The sequence below is a fragment of the Allobosea sp. 01N443 genome (genome assembly GCF_056399325.1).
Genome location: NZ_JBFTRC010000010.1, coordinates 99,217 through 120,139 on the forward strand (window position 1 = coordinate 99,217; position 20,923 = coordinate 120,139).

At 65.0% G+C, this 20,923-nt stretch carries 21 protein-coding genes; 11 read left to right on the top strand and 10 right to left on the bottom strand.

All coding sequences use genetic code 11. From position 1 onward, the window contains the following. The first annotated feature begins 147 nt into the window (after positions 1-147). Positions 148-1,386 (top strand): multidrug effflux MFS transporter, encoded by a 1,239-nt coding sequence (locus tag AC1DRP_RS05095; RefSeq protein WP_441490471.1) that lies wholly within the window; start codon positions 148-150, stop codon positions 1,384-1,386. Positions 1,387-1,454: 68 nt separating this feature from the next. Here AC1DRP_RS05095 and AC1DRP_RS05100 read toward each other — a convergent pair whose 3' ends face one another. The 4 genes from AC1DRP_RS05100 to aspT all read right to left on the bottom strand — a co-directional run bounded on the left by AC1DRP_RS05100 (position 1,455) and on the right by aspT (position 4,434). Next, on the bottom strand, positions 1,455-1,709 hold the full coding sequence (locus AC1DRP_RS05100) for a hypothetical protein (protein ID WP_476767945.1): 255 nt from the start codon (positions 1,707-1,709) through the stop codon (positions 1,455-1,457). Between the two features lie 134 nt (positions 1,710-1,843). Beyond that, positions 1,844-2,110: a 30S ribosomal protein S21 gene (rpsU, locus tag AC1DRP_RS05105; protein WP_441490472.1), complete on the bottom strand. Its 267-nt coding sequence runs from the start codon at positions 2,108-2,110 to the stop codon at positions 1,844-1,846. A 145-nt stretch (positions 2,111-2,255) separates the two neighbouring features. Further along, positions 2,256-2,465: a cold-shock protein gene (locus AC1DRP_RS05110; protein ID WP_043234255.1), complete on the bottom strand. Its 210-nt coding sequence runs from the start codon at positions 2,463-2,465 to the stop codon at positions 2,256-2,258. A gap of 301 nt (positions 2,466-2,766) precedes the next feature. Beyond that, complete coding sequence (gene aspT, locus AC1DRP_RS05115) at positions 2,767-4,434, bottom strand: aspartate-alanine antiporter (RefSeq protein WP_441490473.1); 1,668 nt, start codon at positions 4,432-4,434, stop codon at positions 2,767-2,769. Positions 4,435-4,657: 223 nt separating this feature from the next. Here aspT and AC1DRP_RS05120 point away from each other — a divergent pair, with 223 nt between their 5' ends. Genes AC1DRP_RS05120 through AC1DRP_RS05140 form a run of 5 tightly spaced genes read left to right on the top strand, consistent with a single transcriptional unit; the run spans position 4,658 to position 9,359 of the window. Next, on the top strand, positions 4,658-5,317 hold the full coding sequence (locus AC1DRP_RS05120) for a GntR family transcriptional regulator (RefSeq protein ID WP_476767946.1): 660 nt from the start codon (positions 4,658-4,660) through the stop codon (positions 5,315-5,317). Between the two features lie 54 nt (positions 5,318-5,371). Further along, the gene (locus tag AC1DRP_RS05125; protein ID WP_476767947.1) at positions 5,372-6,370 is read left to right on the top strand and encodes a TRAP transporter substrate-binding protein; all 999 of its coding nucleotides are present in this window, start codon (positions 5,372-5,374) and stop codon (positions 6,368-6,370) included. 5 nt (positions 6,371-6,375) lie between these two features. Next, positions 6,376-6,888, top strand: coding sequence for a TRAP transporter small permease (locus AC1DRP_RS05130; RefSeq protein ID WP_441490476.1), 513 nt, complete (start codon positions 6,376-6,378; stop codon positions 6,886-6,888). 4 nt (positions 6,889-6,892) lie between these two features. Beyond that, positions 6,893-8,167, top strand: a complete 1,275-nt coding sequence (locus AC1DRP_RS05135; RefSeq protein WP_441506336.1) for a TRAP transporter large permease — start codon at positions 6,893-6,895, stop codon at positions 8,165-8,167. A 10-nt stretch (positions 8,168-8,177) separates the two neighbouring features. Beyond that, positions 8,178-9,359: an enolase C-terminal domain-like protein gene (locus AC1DRP_RS05140; RefSeq protein ID WP_476767948.1), complete on the top strand. Its 1,182-nt coding sequence runs from the start codon at positions 8,178-8,180 to the stop codon at positions 9,357-9,359. A 167-nt stretch (positions 9,360-9,526) separates the two neighbouring features. Here AC1DRP_RS05140 and AC1DRP_RS05145 read toward each other — a convergent pair whose 3' ends face one another. The 6 genes from AC1DRP_RS05145 to AC1DRP_RS05170 all read right to left on the bottom strand — a co-directional run bounded on the left by AC1DRP_RS05145 (position 9,527) and on the right by AC1DRP_RS05170 (position 15,161). After that, positions 9,527-9,736 (bottom strand): cold-shock protein, encoded by a 210-nt coding sequence (locus tag AC1DRP_RS05145; protein WP_043234173.1) that lies wholly within the window; start codon positions 9,734-9,736, stop codon positions 9,527-9,529. Between the two features lie 127 nt (positions 9,737-9,863). Further along, positions 9,864-10,619, bottom strand: coding sequence for an SDR family NAD(P)-dependent oxidoreductase (locus AC1DRP_RS05150; protein ID WP_476767949.1), 756 nt, complete (start codon positions 10,617-10,619; stop codon positions 9,864-9,866). Beyond that, a complete protein-coding gene (locus AC1DRP_RS05155; protein ID WP_476767950.1) occupies positions 10,592-11,635 on the bottom strand; it encodes a ketopantoate reductase family protein in 1,044 nt (347 codons plus the stop codon). Before AC1DRP_RS05155 ends, AC1DRP_RS05150 begins: the two co-directional genes overlap by 28 nt. Further along, the gene (locus tag AC1DRP_RS05160; RefSeq protein WP_441490507.1) at positions 11,632-12,594 is read right to left on the bottom strand and encodes an isoaspartyl peptidase/L-asparaginase family protein; all 963 of its coding nucleotides are present in this window, start codon (positions 12,592-12,594) and stop codon (positions 11,632-11,634) included. Before AC1DRP_RS05160 ends, AC1DRP_RS05155 begins: the two co-directional genes overlap by 4 nt. 209 nt (positions 12,595-12,803) lie before the next feature. Further along, positions 12,804-14,396 (bottom strand): ABC transporter substrate-binding protein, encoded by a 1,593-nt coding sequence (locus tag AC1DRP_RS05165; protein ID WP_476767951.1) that lies wholly within the window; start codon positions 14,394-14,396, stop codon positions 12,804-12,806. A 222-nt stretch (positions 14,397-14,618) separates the two neighbouring features. Next, positions 14,619-15,161, bottom strand: coding sequence for a MarR family winged helix-turn-helix transcriptional regulator (locus AC1DRP_RS05170; RefSeq protein ID WP_441490482.1), 543 nt, complete (start codon positions 15,159-15,161; stop codon positions 14,619-14,621). A gap of 93 nt (positions 15,162-15,254) precedes the next feature. On the opposite strand from AC1DRP_RS05170, the gene AC1DRP_RS05175 reads away from it, so the two are divergent. The 5 genes from AC1DRP_RS05175 to AC1DRP_RS05195 are packed head-to-tail and all read left to right on the top strand — an operon-like array spanning position 15,255 to position 20,467. Further along, positions 15,255-15,956: a creatininase family protein gene (locus AC1DRP_RS05175; protein WP_069878003.1), complete on the top strand. Its 702-nt coding sequence runs from the start codon at positions 15,255-15,257 to the stop codon at positions 15,954-15,956. Positions 15,957-15,981: 25 nt separating this feature from the next. Continuing rightward, positions 15,982-16,953 (top strand): ABC transporter permease, encoded by a 972-nt coding sequence (locus AC1DRP_RS05180; RefSeq protein WP_069878004.1) that lies wholly within the window; start codon positions 15,982-15,984, stop codon positions 16,951-16,953. Then, positions 16,953-17,831: an ABC transporter permease gene (locus AC1DRP_RS05185; protein WP_476767952.1), complete on the top strand. Its 879-nt coding sequence runs from the start codon at positions 16,953-16,955 to the stop codon at positions 17,829-17,831. Before AC1DRP_RS05180 ends, AC1DRP_RS05185 begins: the two co-directional genes overlap by 1 nt. Continuing rightward, a complete protein-coding gene (locus tag AC1DRP_RS05190) occupies positions 17,828-19,555 on the top strand; it encodes a dipeptide ABC transporter ATP-binding protein (protein ID WP_476767953.1) in 1,728 nt (575 codons plus the stop codon). The genes AC1DRP_RS05185 and AC1DRP_RS05190 overlap by 4 nt, the downstream gene beginning before the upstream one ends. A 12-nt stretch (positions 19,556-19,567) precedes the next feature. Next, positions 19,568-20,467 (top strand): polysaccharide deacetylase family protein, encoded by a 900-nt coding sequence (locus tag AC1DRP_RS05195; protein ID WP_441490486.1) that lies wholly within the window; start codon positions 19,568-19,570, stop codon positions 20,465-20,467. Positions 20,468-20,923 lie beyond the last annotated feature (456 nt).

Below are 20,923 nucleotides of genomic sequence, written 5' to 3' on the forward strand. Positions count from 1 at the left end.
ACGCTGAGTGCATGCCAAACCCGGCCTCTGGCCGGGTTGTTGCGCAGCGGCGCATCGCCTAATCCTGCGAGAATCGGCCGGCTATCTTGCTGGCCTCTCCCATCTGCGAGACGGGACGTTCCGGGCTGTGCCCGGCAGCAGGCAGAAATGACCGACACATTCGACATTGCCCGGCCGCGCCACGGCATGGGTTTCTATCCCTTCGTGGCGATGATGGCCGCACTGATGGCGACAAACGCGCTTGCGATCGACGCCATGCTGCCGGCCCTGCCCCAAATGGGCGAGACACTCGGCATTGCCGAGCCGAACGACCGGCAGTGGATCGTCACCAGCTATCTGCTCGGCTTTGGTGTGGCCCAGATCATCTACGGCACGCTTTCCGACCGCTTCGGCCGACGGCCCGTGCTGCTGACCGGGCTCAGCATCTATGTCGTCGCCAGTGTGTTCGCTGCCTTCTCCGGCTCCTTCGAGATCATGATGGCGGCGCGCGTGCTGCAGGGCGTCGGAGCAGCCGCGACGCGGGTGCTCGCGGTCTCGATCGTACGGGACTGCTATTCCGGCCGCGACATGGCCCGCGTCATGTCGCTGGCCCTGATCGTCTTCCTGGCCGTACCGATTCTGGCGCCCTCGATCGGCCAGGCGATCCTCTGGGTCGCACCCTGGCGCTGGATCTTCGGCGTTCTGACCGCCTTCGGCGCCATCGTGATGCTCTGGACCGCAATGCGCCTGCCCGAGACGCTGCATGAGGAGGACCGTACGCCGATCAAGTTCGCCAGCATCGTCTCCGCCTTCCGCACGGTGCTGACCTCGCGCATCGGCGTCGGCTACATGCTGGCGATGACCTTCGTTCTCGGCGGCTTGTTCGGCTTCATCAACTCGGCACAGCAGGTCTTTGTCGATGTCTTCCGGGCGCCGGAATGGTTCACCACCATCTTCGCCCTGATCGCCGCATGCATGGCGGTCGCGTCACTGCTGAATTCGCGCATCGTCGGCCGACTCGGCATGCGCCGGGTCTCGCATGGCGCATTGCTCGGCTATATCACGCTGACCAGCCTGCATGCGGTGCTGGCCCTTGCCGGCAAGGAAACGCTCTGGCTCTTCGCCATCATGCAGGGTGGGACGATGTTCTGCTTTGGCCTGCTGGCGCCGAATTTTGGGGCGATGGCGATGGATCCGCTTGGCCATGTCGCGGGTACGGCCTCGTCCGTCCAGGGTTTCATCACCACGGTCGGCGGAGCACTGCTCGGCTTCTATGTCGGCCAGCATTTCAACGGCACGGTCGTGCCGCTGACACTCGGCTTCTCACTCTGCGGGCTCATGGCGCTCGCGGTGGTTCTGGTGGTCGAGAAGGGGCGGCTCTTTCACCCGGCGCCGGGGCGCAGCTAGCGGCCTGCCCTCTGGGCGCGGAACGTCGTTCCAGGCCGGGCACGCGCGGGTCGCAAGCCGCCGGTCCGTCAGGCCCGCTTCGTGCGCTTGGACGCTACGGTCTTGGGCSGTGCAGCCTCGGCGATCGCGGCGGCCTCTGCGTCTGCGGCTTCCTTCGCCAGCCGCAGCGCGCGCAAGCGCGCGGTCTTCTCCGTGACGGCAACCTGGGCGGCGCGCTGCGCATCCAGCCCACGCTGGGCTTCCTGCCGCTTTTGCTCGGCCTTCTCCAAATTCGCCTGGGCCCGGCGCTTGGCTTCGTCGGCCGAGAGTCCTTTGGTCGACATGGCAGTCCACTCCTTCACGATTGCCGCCCGGTTGGCGGCACTCACAGCGACGCGCCCTATCGGTAGCGCGCATCCAGGCGCACTGGACTGCGTCGAGCAGACCCTTGCGCCGGCATCGTCAGGCTGGCCTGAGCTCAGGCTGCCGCCGGTGCAAGACGCGGCGGACGAACAGGCTTGGCCTTGGGCTTCGGCGCTGCGATCAGTCCTTCGCGCTGAGCCTGCTTGCGCGCCAGCTTGCGTGCACGCCGAATGGCGTCAGCCTTCTCGCGAACCCGCTTCTCGGACGGCTTCTCATACGCCGCACGCCGCTTCATCTCGCGGAAGACGCCTTCGCGCTGCATCTTCTTCTTCAGGACGCGCAGCGCCTGGTCGACATTGTTGTCGCGAACGAGAACCTGCATCTCGGGCTCCTTTCAGAAAAGAAAAAAGGGCCGGGTAATCCCGACCCTTCGTCCAACCGTGCGGCGTATCGTCCTGAAAGGGGGGCGCCAGTACATCCGTGGTCGCCACTCGATTCGGAATGCTACGTTTGCACGGTCATGCAGATCACTCGGCGCGAAGATTGTCCGCGGACATCTTGCCAGAGCGCTTGTCCTGGACGAGCTCGAAGGTGATCTTCTGACCTTCGCGGAGCTCGCGCAGACCAGCACGCTCGACAGCGCTGATGTGGACGAAAGCATCCTGACCGCCATCATCGGGCTGAATGAAGCCGAAACCCTTAGTCGAATTGAACCATTTAACAGTGCCGGTGGCCATGACGAATTCCTTCTCGCAAGGCATTAATTCGCGTGAGACGACGCCTCACACGGTGTTCGATTTTGAGCGGGAAGTTCGTCAGCTAGCGCGCCATTAGCGCGGGGGCCAATTCATTCGGCCTAAGATCGATGCCCCTATATGGGTGATTGTGACCAATTTGTCAATGCAACCTGTCGTCGAAGCAGGACCGCAGCCTTGCGTGCCCCTGTGCGGCCATCGACCCCACCCAGACACAGCGCGAGCTCACGACGCCTCTTCGAGCCCTTCGGGCTGCCGCTGAAGCAGCCGCAGCGGACGCCCTTCACCCGATCAGCCCGACCATGCCAACCACGACCGGCCCCATCAGCGGCAGCAGGACGTTCGAGATCGCATAGGTCACGGTGTAGCCGATCACCGGCGTCGAATTGCCAGCGAGGGAGACCAATGCGCTGATCGACGGGGTGCTGCAGTGCTGGCCAGCGATGGCTCCGAGCAGGATCGGAGCCTCGATCTTCAGCAGGTAATGCCCGATATAGAGAGAAGCCAGGGCCGGCAGTGCGGAGACGAGAATCGCCAGGACCGGCAGCACCAGCCCGTACTGCTTGAGCAGCGCGAAGGCATCGGGCCCGACCGACAGACCGATTGCGGCGATGAAGGTCGCCAGGCCGAAGTCCTTCATGAACTCCGCAGCATGCAGCGGTATCGCGCCATAATGCGGGCGATGCATGTGGAGCCAGCCGAAGACCAGGCCGGAGACGAGCGCACCACCGCCGGTCCCCAGCGTCAGGTTCAGGGCGCCGACCCTGAAGCTCAGTTCTCCCAGCAGGAGACCCGCGACCACTCCCAGCCCGAGCATCACGAAGTCGGTACTCGAAGTCGCCGGGAGCAAGTGGCCGAGCTCCGGGGCCGCCCGCGTGATCGCGTCCTCGGAGCCGTAGAGCGTCAGGACGTCGCCCTGCTCGAGAACGGTGCCCGGCAAAGCCGGAACGATATGCCCGAGCCGCCTGATGCGCGAAATGAAGACACCGCGCCGCTGTTCCGCGCTCGCCAGCCGACGAAGATCCCGAATCCGGCGCCCCATCACCTCGCTACGGACGAGCACGACCTCGCGCTCGACGAGTGGCACGTTGTCGCCTGCCGGCATCGGCACCTCGGCGCCCAATCTCTCGCTGATCGCGATGACGGCGCGGCGGCGGCCGAGCACGAGGACAACATCGTCGGCCTCCAGCACCATGTCCGTGGTTGCCTTGGTAAAACCTTCGCCGCGGCCGACCTGTTCGATGGTCACAACGCCATTGACGCTGTTTTCGAAGGCGCCGACGCTGCTTCCCGCAATCGGCCCGGCATGGAAGCAGCGGGAGACGATCTCGGGCACGCCGTTCTCCTTGCCCGCGTCGTCCTCGGCTCCCAGTTGTTTTGCAAGCGCGGCGGATTCCTCGCGCACGTCGATCCGCAGCAGCAGGGGACCGATCTGCGTCGTGAAGACGACGATCGCCACGAGGCCGAAGAGGTAGGTGACGCTATAGGCCGTCGCCATGTTGGATTGCAGCCGCGCCACTTCGGCTGCCGGCAGGGCCAACCGGGCGATCGCATCCGAAGCCGTCCCGAGCACAGCCGATTCCGTGGCCGAGCCGGCGAAGAGCCCCGACGTGGTGCCGGGATCCAGGCGGAACAAGATGATGGCCGCTGTAAGCAGCAGCAGGACCGTCCCGACCTCGACGAAGGACAGGATTCCGTAGCGCCAGCCACCACGGATATTGTTGAAGAACTGCGGTCCGGCCGTAAACCCGAGAGCGAAGATGAACAGCGCGAACGCCGTGTTCTTCAGGTCCGCGCTGATGGTGACACCAAGTTGCCCAAGGGCCAATGCGACGAAGAGCGTGCCGCAGACACCGCCGATCTGAACGGGGCCAATTCTGATCTTTCCGATCAAATGGCCAAGAGCCAGCGAAATGAACAGTGCAACAACCGGCTGTTCAACAAATGCCACGATGGACCCCAGTTCCAGAGCAGTGGTCGACGGCGACTATTCGCTGCCTGCCCCTGCTCTGCAAGAGCCGCGATCGCCGGTGCGGCACTCGTCTGCGGCACATCGAGGTCGTCCACTCATTGGCCAGTGCCAAGTGAAGTCGCGGCACGTCGGCGATTTGGATTGACTCCAAAGAAAGTTCATCCCTAAATCGTGCACGATCCAAGATGCAGGATAATAGGCATTGAACGGGGCGCGAAAGATCGAACGGGTCGTCCTTGGCGACCAGGTCTATGAGGCGATCAAGGAACGCATCCTCGATCAGGCCTATGCGCCGGGCGAAAAGCTCAATGTCGATGGGCTGGTGCGCGAACTGGCCGTCAGCTCGACGCCGATCCGCGAGGCGCTGACGCGGCTCGTCGCGGAAGGGCTCGTGTCGGCCGTCCCCTTCGTCGGCTTCGCGACCGCGGCGCTGCCCGATCGCAACTATTACGAGGACGTCTACAGCTTTCGGAGCGTGATCGAGCCCTGGGCCGCGGCAGAGGCCGCCAGGCGGCGCCCCGGCGCCGATGTCATCACGGCGCTGCGCGACGCCGTCGCGGTCATGATGGCCGATCCGCCGTCCCGCGAGTATCGCAGCCACCGCGCGTTCACCGAAGCCGATGACCGCTTCCACCGCCTCATCCTGACAGCGGCGGGCAATCAGGTCGCGCTGAAGAGCTATGACGACCTGCGCTTCCATCTGCACATTTCACGGCTCTACCTCAGCCGCGAGCAGGATGTCGGGATCACCCATGCCGAGCATTTCCGCATCATCGATGCGCTCGAGACGGGCGATCCCGAAGCTGCCGCCGAGGCGATGCGACGGCATCTCGAGGGCTCCCATGAGAGGCTGATCAAATAGGCCGCCCGTCAGAGGCAGCTGTGCAAGAACCACCATAACATCCGGGAGGATATGATGTTTCTACGACGCCTTGCCGCTGCGAGCCTGATCGCAGGCAGCTTCCTCGCGACAGCCGCCCAGGCACAGACCCTGCGCTTTGGCCATGCGAACACCACCACCGAGATCGCCGGCGAACTGTTCCAGGAATTCGCCGATCGCGTGAACAAATCGACCGGCGGCGCCGTCACCATCAAGGTCTTCCCGGCCGAGCAGCTCGGCAAGGAAATCGACCTGTTCAAGCAGGTCAAGGAAGGCGCCCTCGACATCTCAGCGCCCTCGATGGCGGCCGCCTCCGCGCTCGTACCCGCCCTCGAGATTCCGAGCGCGCCCTTCCTCTGGAAGGACTGGAGCGAGGCCGAGGCGATCATTCGCTCTGCTGCCTTCGACCCGATCTTCGACGAGCTCCGCGACAAGCATAGCATCGTCCCGGTCAGCCGCATCTGGTACTGGGGCTGGCGCAACATGACGACGCTCGACCGCGCGGTGAAGAAGCCGGAGGACCTGCAGGGCCTCAAGATCCGCGTGCCGGAAAGCCCGGTCTGGGTCGAGATGATCAAGGCCTATGGCGCCTCTCCGACGCCGGTTCCCTTTGGCGAGGTCTACACCGCGCTCCAGCAGAAGACGGTCGACGGCCAGGAAAACCCGATCCCGACGATCTTCTCGCGCAAGTTCTATGAGGTGCAGGGCTATGTCGCGATGACGAAGCACATGCTCCAGAACAACATGATCGTCATCAACAAGGACAGCCTCGCCCGGTTGAAGCCCGAGCATCGCGAGGTCCTGTTCGCCGAAGCCGCCCGCGCCTCGGCCATGAACACCTATCTCCAGCAGAAGCGCGAGGCCTCGATGCTCGAGGACATCCGCAAGTCCGGCCGCTCCAAGATCGTCGAGGATGTCGATCGCGACGCCTTCGCCGCCAGGTCCAAGGTCGTGGCAACCGCGATGGAGGGCCGCTGGGGCAAGGCCCATCTCGACAGCGTGCTCGCCGCCATCGACGCTCAGCGCAAGCGCTGACCGGCATGACCGGGCTCGACCTGATCCGGCGGCTCGACGACTGGTCGAGCCGCCTGGAGAACGCCTTCCTTGCCGCGCTGCACGGCGCGATCGCGACGCTGGTCTGCGCCGCCGTCGTCTTCCGCTACGCGCTGAACGATCCGCTGACCTGGTCCGAGGAACTGATCCTGCTGCTGTTCGGCTGGATGATCTTCCTCGGCATCGCCAACGCCTTCCATGCCCGGACCCACATCATCATCGATGTCGTGGTGCTGTTCGCCCCGCGCTGGCTCTGCACCCTCTTCGGCGTCGTGGCGCTGCTCGCGACAGCGGCGGTTCTCGGCACGCTGACCTGGTTTTCCTGGCGCTATCTCCAGCGCGAACTGCCGAACCTGACGCCGATGCTCGGCATTTCGGCCGGCTGGACGGTGGCGCCGCTCTTCGTCGGGAGCCTGCTGTCGCTACTGCATCTCCTGCGCAACCTGATCGACGAAGGCGTCACCGGCGCACTCTGGTCCGACATCACGACGCGGGACTAGCGGCATGGTCTCCATCCTTCTCCTGACCTTCGCGGTCCTGCTCGTAGTCGGCACGCCGATCTGGGTCGCGATGGCGGGCTCGGCCCTGCTGACGATCTTCATCGAAGGCGTGCCGCTCACCGTCGCCGCCCAGCGCATCGTGGCCGGCGTGCAGTCCTTCCCCCTGCTGGCGATCCCGCTCTTCACGCTCGCCGGCTCCCTGATGAACGCGTCGGGCATCTCCGAGCGGCTCTTCAGCTTCACCAAGGCACTGGTCGGCCATATCCGCGGCGGGCCGGCCCATACGCTGGTCGTCGGCGAGGTCTTTCTCTCCGGCATCTCCGGATCATCCGTCGCCGATACGGCCGCAGCCGCACGGGTCTTCGTGCCGCAGCTCGAACGCATGGGTTATCCACGTGCGTTTGGAGCGGCGCTGTCAGCGGTTGCCGGCACGCTTGGCCCGATCATCCCGCCGTCGATCCTGATGGTGGTCTATGCCTGGCAGGCCAATGTCTCGCTCGGCAGCCTCTTCGTCGCCGGCATCATTCCTGGCCTGGTCATGGCCGGCTGCATCATGGCGACCATCGCCATCCTGGCGCTGCGGCGCGATTTCAAGCCGGCCGGCTCGTTCTCGTTCCCGAATCTCTGGAAGGAGTTCAAATACGCTTCGCTGGCGCTGCTGATGCCGGTGCTGATCATCGTCGGCTTCCGGGCGGGGTTATTCACCGCAACCGAGATCGCCGGCGTCGCCGCCGCCTATTCCCTGGTTGTCGGCATGTTCATCTACCGTTCGATCAAGCTTGCCGACCTCCCGGCGATCCTGATCGGCACGGCGCGCGAGACGGCGGTGGTCATCGCCATCGTCGCCGCGGCCTCGCCCTTCAGCTGGATTCTGGCCATCGAGCAGGCGCCGCAGCTGGTCACCAGCTTCATGACCTCGATCTCGACGGATCCGCTGGTCGTTCTGCTGATCCTGAACATCGCCCTGCTGATTGCCGGCATGTTCATGGAGACGATCGCCATCATGATCATCCTGGTGCCGATCCTGCTGCCGCTGCTGGCCGCGTTGCAGATCGACCTCGTGCATTTCGGGATCGTGCTGCTGGTCAACCTCGTCATCGGCCAGGTGACACCGCCCGTGGGCGTGCTCTGTTTCGTCGCCATGGCGATCACGCGCGTCAAGCTCGGGGCCCTGCTGCGGGAGCTCTGGCCCTTCCTGATCGCGCTCGTCGTGGCGCTCGCCATCATCACCTATGTGCCGGCCCTGAGCCTCTGGCTCCCCCGGATCGCCGGTTTCTGAGAGGATCATCATGACCAGGATTGCAGAGGTTGAGGTCGTCGAATTCTCGTTCAAGAGCAGAAATCTCGGCCGCTCGGCCGAGAATGCCCGGGCGGTCTACAATGTCGGATACAAGCCGAATTCAGAGCTCGAGCTGACCAAGTTTGCGATCGTCATTCGCAGCGATGACGGCGCCGAGGGACAGTATGTCATGCACTGGGGCGGAACCCGGGCCACGATGGCGCAGACGCTCTCGCTTGCGCCCAACCTGCTCGGCCGCAATCCGGACCACCGCGAGGAAATCTGGAACGACATGAAGCGGGAGCTCCGCCAGCATGACGGGATGGGGATCGGACCGATCGACATCGCGCTCTGGGACCTGGCGGGAAAGCGCTTCGGCGCTTCTGTGTCGCAATTGCTCGGCGGCTTCCGCACGCGGCTCAAGACCTATGCCTCGACCTATCACGGCGACCGCAATGGCGGGCTCGACAGCAAGGAGGCCTTCTCCGACTTCGCCGAGGCCTGTTACGCACTGGGCTACCGCGCCTTCAAGCTCCATGGCTGGCATGAGGGCGACGCGCGCGAGGAGGCGGCAAACGTCCTGCATGTCGCCAGGACGGTCGGTGATCGCATGACTTTGATGCTCGACCCGGCCAATGAGCTCAGAACCTTCGCCGACGCACTCTATGTCGGGCGGGCCTGCGACGAGGGGGGCTATTTCTGGTACGAGGACCCGATGCGTGACTGTGGCGTCTCCGCGTTCGCCCACAAGAAGCTGCGCGAGATGCTGAAAACGCCGATCCTGCAGACCGAGTATCTGCGCGGCTTCGAGCCCAAGGCCGATTTCCTGATCAATGGCGGCACCGACATGCTGCGCTCCGATCCGGAATACGATCTCGGCATCACCGGCGCGATGAAGATCGCCCATCTCGCCGAGGCCTTTGGCGTCGATGTCGAGATCCATGCCTGCGGGCCTGCGCATCGCCACTGCATGGCCGCGACTCGTAACACCAATTTCTATGAGCTTGCGCTGGTCGGCCCGGATTGCCCCAACGCCGTGCCACCGGTCTACACCTGCGGGTACAGCGACCAGCTCGACGGTGTCGACAAAGATGGCTGTTTTCCCGTGCCCACGGGGCCAGGCCTCGGCGTGAGCTATGACTGGGATTACATCCGTGCCCATCAGACGGGGCGGGAGCTGTTCAAGCTCTAGATGCGTATTGGGAGGGCCGGCCTTTTTCGGGCTGGCCCTGGTCCTTTCTACCGCCGCCTTGGGGCGACGGGCATGCCGGGAATCGTCTTCAGTCCGGATAGAGAGATAGAGATTCGCATTGGCTCGGGAGGTGACGCCGCCGATCGCCCTCCCGCAGAAGGCGGAGATCAAGCCGTCTTGAGGTTCACCGCCGAGGACTTGCCGGTCTTGCGATCGGCCTCGAGATCGTAGCTGATCTTCTGGCCTTCGTTCAGGCCGCGCAGGCCCGAGCGCTCGACAGCGCTGATATGGACGAAAATATCGCTTCCGCCCGCGTCAGGGGTGATGAAACCATAGCCCTTGGTCTCGTTGAACCATTTCACGGTACCCGTGCTCACGTGCTATCCCTTCAGTCACTATTCAGGTTGGCTCATGCCAGCCCGGGAACCACTGTAGGGTCGAAAATACGCATGTGGCAATGATGCCGTTAAAAACCGCGTCGGCGCCCGCAAAACGCCCCAATGCTCAGGAGCGTCCGCCGTCGACGGAAAGCACCTGGCCGCTGATCCAGCCGGCCTGTTCGCTCAAGAAAAACAGCGTGGCATTGGCGATGTCCTCGGGCGTACCGAGGCGTCGGGTGTGGATGCTCTCGACCAGTTTCTTCTGGCCGGCCTCGCCATAGCTTTGCCATTGCCGTTCCGTTGCCGGATTGGAGCGCACGAAGCCGGGCGCGACGGAGTTCACCGTAATGCCATGCGGGCCGAGCTCCCAGGCGAGCTGCTTCGTCAGCCCGACCAGCGCGTGCTTGGCACTGGCATAGGCCTGGATGCCGGTGAGGCTCGGGCGCAATCCCGCACCGGACGAGATGGTGACGATGCGGCCATAGCCGGCCTGCTTCATCACCGGTGCTGCGGCTTGCGTCAGGAAGAAGGCGGCATCGACATTGGCGGCGAAAATGCTGCGCCAGTCCGCCTCGGGAATCTCCTYGATCGGCCGCCCGACCTGGCCGCGCACCCCGCCCGCCGCATGGACGAGCAGGTCGAGCGAGTCGTTTTCGGCCGAGATCGTGCCAAGCAGATCGCGCGCTGCGTCCGGCGTCGCGAGATCGACGGCATGAAACCTGGCCCCGATCTCGGCTGCGGTCTTCGCGACCCCCTCGGCATCGATATCGGCGAGATGCACCCTAGCCCCGGACCGAGCCAGGGCGGTTGCGATGGCTCGGCCGATGCCCTGGGCAGCGCCTGTGACGAGGGCTACGCGATTGTCGAAGCGGAGTTGCATTGGTCGATCAGCACCTTCAGCGTATCGAACGAGAGTGGGCGCTCGCCGTCCTCGACCTCGTGGATCAGTCTCACCAGCGTCTCGATCGTCGGGGTCGGAATGCCGGCCTCGCGCCCGAGGCGCGCGATGATGCCGATTTGGGGATCGACCTCGGTCTTGCGCTTGCGCACGGCAAGGTCGCGCCAGATCCCGGAATGCGTCTTGGCCGTCTTCGAGGTGTAGTCGGCGAGCCAGGCGATCGCGGCGATCTGCGGATATTCCGGCCGGCCCGGCGCGAAGACCATCGGATCGAACTCGCCGAAGCCGAGCGAGGAGACGCCACGCGCCGCCGCGACCGCACCGACCTCCCGCCCGAGTTCGAGCCAGACGGCGAGCCGCTTCGGATCGGCGAAATTCGCCGACATCGAATCATCCGTCAGCGCCGTGGCAAACAGCATCGCCCCGTAGGCGAGCTTGCCCCACAGATAACCCCAGATATTGCTGGTCAAAATCGAGTCGGGCTCGAAGAGCAGCATCAGCTTGTGCATTTCGAGGGCGCGCGGCGTCATCGCGCCATCGATCTCGCCCACGACGACAGCACCGCGGTTGCCGTAGAGAATCTCGCCCGGCCCGTGCCAGTCCGCGCCGAAATTGACGAAGCAGCCCATGGTCCGGGCCTCGCCGACGTGCCTGGCAATGGCCAGTTCGTTGAGGCCGTTCTGGGCAGAGAGCACGAAACCGTCCTCGGCCAGATGCGGGGCGAGCGCGTCGAGTGCCGTTTGCGTGGCGCCCGCCTTCACCGCGAGCACGATGCGCTTGTAGGTTCCTGTCAGCTCCGCCGGCGTCACCGCGGGCACGACCTGGCGAAATTCCTCGATCGGCCCGCTGATCGCGAGGCCCGTCGTCCGGCAGGCTTCGACATGTTCGGGGACGACATCGACGAGCAGGACAGGAATGCCCGCGCGCGCCCAATAGGCTCCAAGCGTGCCGCCGATCGCGCCCGCACCCCAGATGACGATCGGCTCAGGCGTGCTCACGCAGCCGCCTCGAGCTGACCGGCGACTTCGACATCGCGATGGGTCGCGACATGGATGAAGCCATCGGGCGTCACCCAGCCACGATACATGCCCGCGGAATTATAGGGCGCGACGATGCTGCCATCGGCACCAATCGCGACCAGGCCAGCCCCGATCCTGTGCTCGGTGAGCTCGGCTATCGCCCGGGCGGTCGCCTCCTCGAGGCTCAGGCCGGCATAGGCCATCAGCGAGGCGATCTCGTGCCCGACGCAGTAGCGGATGAAATATTCGCCCTTGCCCGTACCCGAGACCGCGCAACGCCCGTCGCGCGCATAGGTACCGGCACCGATGATCGGCGAGTCGCCGACACGGCCGGCCGGCTTGTTGGTGTAGCCGCCCGTGGAGGTCGCAGCAGCGAGATGGCCCTGGGCATCCAGCGCGACCGCACCGACCGTGCCGTGCTTCTCGGCCTCGCTTGCTTCGGACATGGTGCCGACAAGCTCGCGGATCTTCATCGAGGACAGATTCTTGCGGCGCCGCTCGGTCGAGAAATACTCGTTTTCGACCATGTCGAGCCCCTCCGACTCGGCGAAGCTGTCCGCGGCCGTGCCGGCCAGGAAAAGCGGATCGCCGCGGCGCATCAGCACCTTGGCGGCGCCGATCGGGTTCCGGATGCGCTTGACGCCGCAAAGGGCGCCGGCGGCCAGCGTCTCGCCATCCATGATGGAGGCGTCGAGCTCATGCTCGCCATCCGCGTTGAACGCGGCCCCGTGGCCGGCATTGAAATGCGGCGAATTCTCCATCACCAGCACCGCGGCCTCGACCGCATCGACGGCCGAGCCGCCCTTGCTGAGAACGGCCCAGCCGGCGCGGAGCGAGGCGGCGAGATCCGCCTTGGCCTCGGTCCACTCCGTTTCGGTCATCTCGGCCTTGGGCAAGGTGCCACAACCGCCATGAATGGCCAGGGCAATAGGTGAGATTGTCATGGGTAATCCTGGTGCGTTTCCCTCTCTCCCGCAGTGGGAGAGGTCGAACCGTGTAGTCGGGAAAGGGGAGAGCAGGCGGCGGGGCACATACCCCACCTACTGGCCTTGCGGCTAGTCTCTCCACGCATGCCCGATACTCGTTCGGCGCGTTTTTATACCGGTTCCTGCATATTTGCAGGAACCGGGCGAGCGAGGCCGAAGCCTCATTTCTTGGCGGGCTTGATGTCCATGGCGAGCGTGTCTTCATCCACGCGCGGCTTGATCACGACCTTGTCCTTCTGCATGGCCCAGGCCGAGCCGACGGCGACGATCGGCAGACGTGGCCGGTCCTGTGCGACGATGGCGTTGGCATCGGAGAGGAACTTGTTGCGCTTGGCCTCATCCATCTCCACCGCCGCATCCTCGATCAGCTTGTCGAGCGCGGCGTTCTTGTAGCCCAGCACGTTGAAGGCGCCGAGCTTCTTGGCCGGATCGTTCGAGTGCACCACCGAGGAAAGCGTGTAGTTTGACTCACCGGTCAGCGTGCCCCAGCCGGACATCGACATCGAGAAATCACCGCGCAGGCGGGCCGGGAAGAAGACCGCGCCCGGCTGGGCATTGGCATTCACGTCGATGCCGATCCGCGCCAGCATCTGGGCGATGGACGTGCCGACCTGACGGTCGCCGGGAAGGCGGTCATTGGTGAACGAGAAGGCGACCTTGAAGCCGTTGGCGTAACCGGCCTCCTCCATCAGCTTCTTGGCCTTGGCGAGGTCAGGCTTCAGCGCCGGCAGCGACTTATTGTAACCCGCGATATCCGGCGTCACGAGCTGGTTCACCGGCGAGCCGAGACCTTCCATCGCAATCTCCGCCAGGGCCGGGCGATCGATGGCGAGATCGATCGCCTCGCGCACCTTGACGTCCTGGAGCGGGTTCTTCGGCAGCGGTGAGCCATCCTTGGCGCTGACCTGCGGGGACTTGTCCCGCATGTCGAGCTCCATGTTGAAGACATAGACCGTGTCGACCGTCGTGACCGCGAGCTTGGAGTCGCGTTTCAGGGTCGGCACGTCGGATGCCGGCGCCCGCACGATGATATCGACCTGCCCGGCCTTGAGCTGGGCGACGCGGGCGGCGTCGTTCGGCAGCTCCTTGCGCAGCACGCGGGCCCAAGGCTCCTTCTCGCCCCAATAGCCGTCGAAGCGCTCCAGCACGAGCTGGTCCTTCGGCGTCCAGGACACGAACTTGTAGGGGCCGGTACCGACCGCTGCCTTGCCGGTATTGAAGGCCTCGTTGGCGTTGTCCTTGGTCAGTCCGGCCGCCGCCTTGTGGGAGACGATGAAGAGGCGGATGAAGTCGTTCGGCAAGTTCGGGGCCGGCCCGTCGGTGACGATATGGACCGTCAGCGGATCGATGATCTTCACCTCCTTGACGCGGCGCACATAGATCGTGGTCGGGTTCGGCCCGGCGACCACGGGGATGCGCTCGATCGAGAATTTCACATCCTCGGCGGTGAAGTCGGAACCGTCATGGAACTTGACGCCCGGGCGCAGCTTGAACTCCCAGACCGAAGGCTCGATCGCCTTCCAGCTCGTCGCAAGCCGCGGCTCGATCTGCAGCTTGTCGCCCGACCAGGTCAGYGTGTCGAAGACATGCTTCAGCGCTTCGGCATGGGTGCCGGTCGCGGTGAAGTGCGGATCGATCGATTCCGGGCCGGCGCGAACGCCGATTGTAAGCGTCTGCGCTAGGGCGACCCCGGAGACGGAGGCGCTGAGTGCGGCCGCGAGTCCGAAGATGCGGACGGTGGTGGCAAGCTTCATGACGAATTCCCCTGTTTTGTTTCGGTAAAGGCCGACATGTCGGCCCTCCCGCTGGTTTATTATGTGGCCTCGGCGGTGGCAGTCGGCCCACGCAACGAGGCGCCGTGGTGTCACTTGATTAGGCGATCCTGACTCGACTGTTGTTCTCAATTGGCGCGGTACGGCAGTGAAGACCCACCACCATCCCGCAACTCTTTGGAAGAACGCTTCGCCCGACCCGGTCTATGACTGGGGCTCGAGATCCGCCGGCCACACCGGAGAGGCAATGACGAGCTTGTCCATCAATTCGCAAAGCTGGCGCTGCTCGGCCTCGGTCAAGGCCGAGAGCATGGCGCTCTGCTGCTTCACCATCAGCGGCATGGTCTCCTCGAAAATGGCGCGTCCTGCAGGCGTCAGGCGCAGCACGAAGCTGCGCAGGTCGTCCCGGTCCGTCTCGCGCTTGAGCAGGCGCCGGGTCAGCAGCTTCTGGATGGCGCGGCTGAGCGTGTTCTTCGGCAAACCGGACGAGGCCACGATGTTCTTTGCAGCCACACCCTCCTTCAGGCCGACCGCGTAGAGCGCGACGAATTCCGGGCGGACCAGGCCGTAGCGGGTCTCTATCCAGCGATAGACCGGATCGTTGAAGCGGAAGGCGACGAAGTTCAACCGGAACGACAGCCAGCAGGGATTGTCCCAGAGCTTGGTGACGGTGAGCGGGTCGAGATCGCGCAACGCCGCTTCGCGCTCATGGTCGAGACGCGAGAGTGATGTGGGGGCGCGGCGCATGATGAGCTCCCGTTTAGTTCCAAATGGAACTTGACGACGTTCTGACTGGGAGTCAAGGATGGCGCACTGCCAGAGAAAAGCAAGGAACGGGCCGTGCGTGTCGCCGAGATGAATTGGATGCAGATCGAAGCGCAGGCCCAGCGGGATGACCGCTGTGTGCTGCCGCTCGGCTGTGTCGAGCAGCACGCCTATCTGAGCCTCGCCACCGACGCGATCCTGGCAGAGAAAGTGGCAGGCGATGCGGCCGAGCCGCTGAACGTACCCGTCTTCCCGGTGCTGGCCTATGGCATGACGCCAGGCTTCGTCGCCTTCCCCGGCACCGTCTCGCTGCGGATGAGCACCTATGTCGCGCTGATCGAGGATATGCTGGAGGGCTTCTACCGCTCCGGCTTCCGCCGCATCGTGCTGGTCAACGGCCATGGCGGCAATGCACCCGTGATGACCTTCTGCACGGAATGGATGGGCCGCCGCCCCGATGCCAGCGTCAAGCTGCATGATTGGTGGGCAGGGCCGCGCTTCCAGGCGGCGGTGAAGGCGGTCGATCCCGCTGCCTCGCATGCCTCCTGGATGGAGAACTTCCCCTGGACCCGGCTCGACGGCGTCGCCATGCCGGATGCAGTGAAGCCGCCCTTCGATCGCGCGCTCTACCAGGCCTCGAACCCGGCGAAGAAGCGCGAGATCCTGGGCGACGGAAATTTCCACGGGCGCTACCAGCGCTCCGACAACGAGATGCTCAGCCTCTGGCAGGTAGGCGTCGAGGAGACGCGGGCGGTGATCGCGGAGAACTGGCCGTGACCGCAGGCGCCAGGCGCTTCGTCAGATGCTAGGGCACATCCTCGGGCGCATCGTCCAGGCTCTGCTGGTGATGCTCGTCATGTCGGCGCTGGTTTTCGTCGGCGTCTACGCCATCGGCAACCCGATCGACGTGTTGATCGGGCCCGATGTCAGCCAGGAGATGAGACTCGAGACGATTGCCCGCTACGGGCTCGATCGACCGCTCTGGGAACAGTATTTCACCTTCCTTGGTCGTGTGCTCCACGGCGATTTCGGCCGTTCCTTCGTCTTCGGCATGCCGGTGCTGGAACTTATCCTGTCGCGCCTGCCCGCGACGCTGGAGCTGACGCTGGCTGCCGTATTCGGAGCGGCCCTGATCGGCGTGCCGGCCGGCATCTATGCCGGCTACAAGCCCGACAGCCTGCTCGCCAAGATCATCATGGCGATCTCGATCCTCGGCTTCTCCGTACCGACCTTCTGGATCGGCCTGGTTCTGATCATCACCTTCGCAGTCGAGCTGCAATGGCTGCCTGCCGGTGGCCGCGGCGAGACCGCTTCGCTTTTCGGCGTCGAGTGGAGTTTTCTGACGTTGAACGGGCTCAGCCATCTGCTGCTGCCGGCCCTTAACCTCGCCTTCTTCAAGCTCGCCCTGATGACGCGGCTGGCCCGGGCCGGGACGCGCGAGGTGATGCTGACCGATACGGTGAAATTTGCCCGAGCCGCCGGACTTTCGGAATGGACCGTCCTGCGCCGGCATGTGCTGCGCCTGATCGCGATCCCGATCGTCACCGTCTTCGGCCTCGAATTCGCCTCGACGCTGGCCTTCGCGGTCGTCACCGAGACGATCTTTTCCTGGCCCGGTATCGGCAAGCTGATCATCGACTCCATCACGTCGCTCGACCGGCCGGTCATGGTCGCCTATCTGATGCTCGTCGCCTTCGTCTTCATCACCATCAATTTCCTGGTCGATCTGACCTATGTCGCGCTCGATCCGCGCCTGAGAAAGGCGCGCGCGTAATGAAGCAGGCTTCGCCCCTCGCCCGATTCTGGAACGAGTTCCGCGAGAGCAAGGTGGCGCTCGCAGCCCTCGTCGTCGTCGTGCTGATGATCGGCGTGGCGCTCCTTGCGCCCTGGATCGCGCCGYAGGATCCCTATGATCTCGCCAATCTCACCCTGTCAGATGCGCGCCGGCCGCCGGGCTATGTCGGCTCCGGCGGCTTCACCCATCTGCTCGGCACCGACGCGCAGGGCCGCGACCTGTTCTCGGCCATCCTCTACGGCCTGCGCATCTCGCTGCAGATGGGGTTGATCGCCGGTTCGCTCGCCTTCACGGTCGGCGTCACGCTCGGCATCACCGCCGCCTATCTCGGCGGCCGCTGGGAAGCGTTCATCATGCGCATCATCGATCTCCAGCTTGCCTTCCCGGCGATCCTGCTCGCGCTGGTGATTTCGGCCGTGCTCGGCCAGGGCAAATTCCAGCTCATCGCGGCGCTGGCAGCCGCGCAATATGCCTATTTTGCCCGCACGGCCCATGGCGCAGCCGCGGCCGAGCGCGGCAAGGACTATGTCGAGGCCGCCTTCTCGACGCCGCTGCCGGCCCGCCGGGTGGTCTGGCGCCATATCCTGCCGAACTGCCTGCCGCCCCTGATCGTGGTCGCGACGGTGCAGGTGGCGAGCGCCATCGCGCTCGAAGCGACGCTTTCCTTTCTCGGTGTCGGCCTGCCGGTGACAGAGCCCTCGCTCGGCATGCTGATCTCCAACGGCTTCCAGTACATGATGTCGGGCCGCTACTGGATCTCGATCTATCCCGGCGTCGCGCTGATCATCCTGATCGTCGCAATCAACCTCGTCGGCGACCAGATCCGCGACCAGGTCAACCCGAGGCTCAGGCGATGAGTGGCTCGGCCGAGGCAGTGCCGCTGCTCGAGGTCCGTGACCTCGCGACGCATTTCCACACCCGTGCCGGCGTCGTGAAAGCCGTCGACGGCGTCTCCTTCTCACTGAAGCGCGGCGAGGTCATGGGCCTCGTCGGCGAATCCGGCTCCGGCAAGAGCATCACGGGTTTCTCGATCATCGGCCTGATCGACCCGCCAGGAAAAATCGAGAGCGGCTCGATCCGGCTCGAAGGGCGCGAATTGATCGGATTGCCGTCCCGCGACCTGCGCGCAATTCGCGGCAAGATCATCTCGATGGTCTTCCAGGACCCGCTGATGACGCTGAACCCGGTCCTGACGATCGGCGCCCAGATCCTGCTGGCGCTGGAGGCGCATGAGAAGGTTTCGGCAGAAGAAGGGCGCAGGCGCGCCATCGCGGCGCTTGCCCAGGTCCGGATTCCAGAGCCCGAGGCGAAGGTCGATTTCTACCCGCATCAGTTCTCCGGCGGCATGCGCCAGCGCGTCGCCATCGCCATCGCTCTGCTGCACCGGCCAAAGCTGATCATCTGCGACGAACCGACCACGGCGCTCGATGTCTCGATCCAGGCCGAGATCCTGGCCGAAATGAAGGAGCTGGTGGCGGAGCTCGGCACGGCACTGATCTGGATCAGCCATGATCTGGCGACGGTCGCCTCGATCGCCAGCCGCGTCTGCGTGATGCGCTACGGCAGGATCGTCGAGACCGGGCCTGTGCTCGACGTGCTGACCAGGCCGCAGCATCCCTACACCCAGTCGCTACTCGATTCGCTGCCGTCCCGCGCCAAGCCGGGCACTTTCCTCGCCCGGGGCGGCGGTGTCCCCGATGCATCGCCGCCGGCACGCACCTCCGGTGCCTCACCGTCGCGTGGATCGAAGGCGGACGCCTCCTATTTCGTCATTCAGGACGTCAGCAAGCTGTTCCAGACCCCGCCCGGCATCCTGCGCCTGCTCGGCCAGAAGCTTGGACTGTCGCAACCGGGCCGTGGGGTCCAGGCCGTCGATTCCGTCAGCCTGACCGTCCCGCGGGGGGAGGCACTCGGCCTCGTCGGCGAATCGGGCTCGGGCAAATCGACGCTCGGGCGTATTGCGGCCGGCATCTATGCGCCGAACTCCGGCACGGTGCGGCTGGAGGGCGAGCCGGTGATGGGCGGCGGCGCGCGGCCGCACAAGAACACCACCCGGATCCAGACCATCTTCCAGGACCCCTTCGCCTCGCTGAATCCGCGTATGAGCATCGGCGACAGTATTGCCGAGGGGCCGATCACGCATGGCATCGTCACCAGGGCGGGGGCGGCCGAATATGTCCGGCAATGGCTCGCCGCCGTCGGGCTCGATCCCGCCTTCGCCAGCCGCTATCCGCATCAATTCTCCGGCGGCCAGCGCCAGCGCGTCGCGATCGCGCGTGCGCTCGCCATGCAGCCTGATGTCGTGGTCTGCGACGAGCCGGTCGCCTCGCTCGACGTCTCGATCCAGGCACAGATCATCAACCTGCTGATGCGGTTGCAGACCGAGTTGAACCTGACCCTGATCTTCATCTCGCACGACCTCTCGGTAGTGCGCCATCTCTGCGACCGGGTCGCGATCATGTATCGCGGCAAGATCGTCGAGGAGGGGCCAGCGGGCCAGATCTACGACAATCCGCGCCACGACTACACACGCAGGCTCCTGGCCGCCGTGCCGGTCCTGCCGACCGCCCCGCCAGCCTGAAGGACATCCGCCATGACCGAACCTGCTCTCGAACCCTGGCAATGGCCCGAGGAGGTCTGGCGCGACAAGGTCGAGCGCGTGCGCGCAGGCCGCAACCTGAAGCCCACGAAATGGAAGAACGGCGCGCGCTGCGCCGTCGCCCTCTCCTTCGACGTCGATCATGAGACGAACGAATTGCGCGATGGCGGCAAATCGGTCGGCCGCCTCTCCTGGGGCCAGTATGGCAACCGCGTCGGCATGCCGCGCATCCTCAGCCTGATGGCGAAGGAACAGATCCAGGCGACCTTCTTCGTGCCGGCGGTAACCGCCCTGCTCTATCCCGACGAGCAACGCCGCGTCATAGCGGAAGGCCACGAGATCGGCCTGCATGGCTGGATCCATGAGGTCAACACCGCCGTGCCGCCCGCGGCCGAACGCGAACTGCATCTGCGCTCAGCCGATACGCTGGAGAAGATCACCGGCGTCAGGCCGGTCGGCATGCGCACGCCGTCCTGGGATTTTTCGGAAGTGACCCTGAGCATCGAGCGCGAACTCGGCCTGCTCTACGATTCCTCGCTCTTTGCCGATGACGACCCCTACGAGATCATCGAGAAGGGCGAGCCGACGGGCATGGTCGAGCTTCCGGTCGAATGGATCCGCGACGATGCGGTCTATTTCAACATGAACCGCTTCCAGGCGCTGCGGCCCTACACGGCGCCGGAAGCCGTATTCGACATCTTCCGCCGCGAATTCGACCGCGCCCATGAGGAAGGCGGGCTCTTCCTGCTGACCATGCATCCCCATGTCATCACCTACCGCTCGCGCATCTGGATCCTCGAGGAGCTGATCCGGCATGCCAAGGCGAAGGGCGATTGCTGGTTTGCCAGCCACGCCGAGATCGCGCGCTATGTAAAGGCCGAGGCCGGGCTTTAGCCCGCACAGCTCGGGTCGGGCGGGGAGGAACCCTGCCCGATTTCGGCCGTTTTCGGTTCATGGCGGGTTCAGTGCGCACGCGCGCTGATAGCCCGAGCCACTGAAACGGAAACGGAACTCATGACGCGCACGAAAAACTGGCTTCTGATCGGTACTGTCCTTCCCGGCCTGACCCTGTCGYATGGCGGCTTCGCGGTCGAACCGGCGCAGGCACCGATGAGATTAGCGCAGGCTCCTGCGCCGTCGGACGAAGAGCCCGGACAGCCGCGCCGGCCTCGCCCCCCGGGAGCCTCAGCCGCGCCCGGCGAGGCGCGCCCGCCTGGGGCCGAACGCCCGCGGCCCGCTCCCGGAGCACCCGGGGCGCCGCCTGCGATCCAGCGGCCGGTCGCGCCTCCGGCGCCAAGCGCAGCGCCACCCGCGCAGCCACGCCCACCCGCCGCGCCGCCGCCTGAACCG

What these genes read in the sequence shown, in the direction of transcription:
- AC1DRP_RS05095 (WP_441490471.1), top strand. Translation starts at nt 148, where the DNA reads ATGACCGACACATTCGACATTGCCCGGCCGCGCCACGGCATGGGTTTC.
- rpsU (WP_441490472.1), bottom strand. Translation starts at nt 2,110, where the DNA reads ATGCAGGTTCTCGTTCGCGACAACAATGTCGACCAGGCGCTGCGCGTC.
- AC1DRP_RS05110 (WP_043234255.1), bottom strand. Translation starts at nt 2,465, where the DNA reads ATGGCCACCGGCACTGTTAAATGGTTCAATTCGACTAAGGGTTTCGGC.
- AC1DRP_RS05125 (WP_476767947.1), top strand. Translation starts at nt 5,372, where the DNA reads ATGTTTCTACGACGCCTTGCCGCTGCGAGCCTGATCGCAGGCAGCTTC.
- AC1DRP_RS05130 (WP_441490476.1), top strand. Translation starts at nt 6,376, where the DNA reads ATGACCGGGCTCGACCTGATCCGGCGGCTCGACGACTGGTCGAGCCGC.
- AC1DRP_RS05135 (WP_441506336.1), top strand. Translation starts at nt 6,893, where the DNA reads ATGGTCTCCATCCTTCTCCTGACCTTCGCGGTCCTGCTCGTAGTCGGC.
- AC1DRP_RS05140 (WP_476767948.1), top strand. Translation starts at nt 8,178, where the DNA reads ATGACCAGGATTGCAGAGGTTGAGGTCGTCGAATTCTCGTTCAAGAGC.
- AC1DRP_RS05170 (WP_441490482.1), bottom strand. Translation starts at nt 15,161, where the DNA reads ATGCGCCGCGCCCCCACATCACTCTCGCGTCTCGACCATGAGCGCGAA.
- AC1DRP_RS05180 (WP_069878004.1), top strand. Translation starts at nt 15,982, where the DNA reads ATGCTAGGGCACATCCTCGGGCGCATCGTCCAGGCTCTGCTGGTGATG.
- AC1DRP_RS05190 (WP_476767953.1), top strand. Translation starts at nt 17,828, where the DNA reads ATGAGTGGCTCGGCCGAGGCAGTGCCGCTGCTCGAGGTCCGTGACCTC.
- AC1DRP_RS05195 (WP_441490486.1), top strand. Translation starts at nt 19,568, where the DNA reads ATGACCGAACCTGCTCTCGAACCCTGGCAATGGCCCGAGGAGGTCTGG.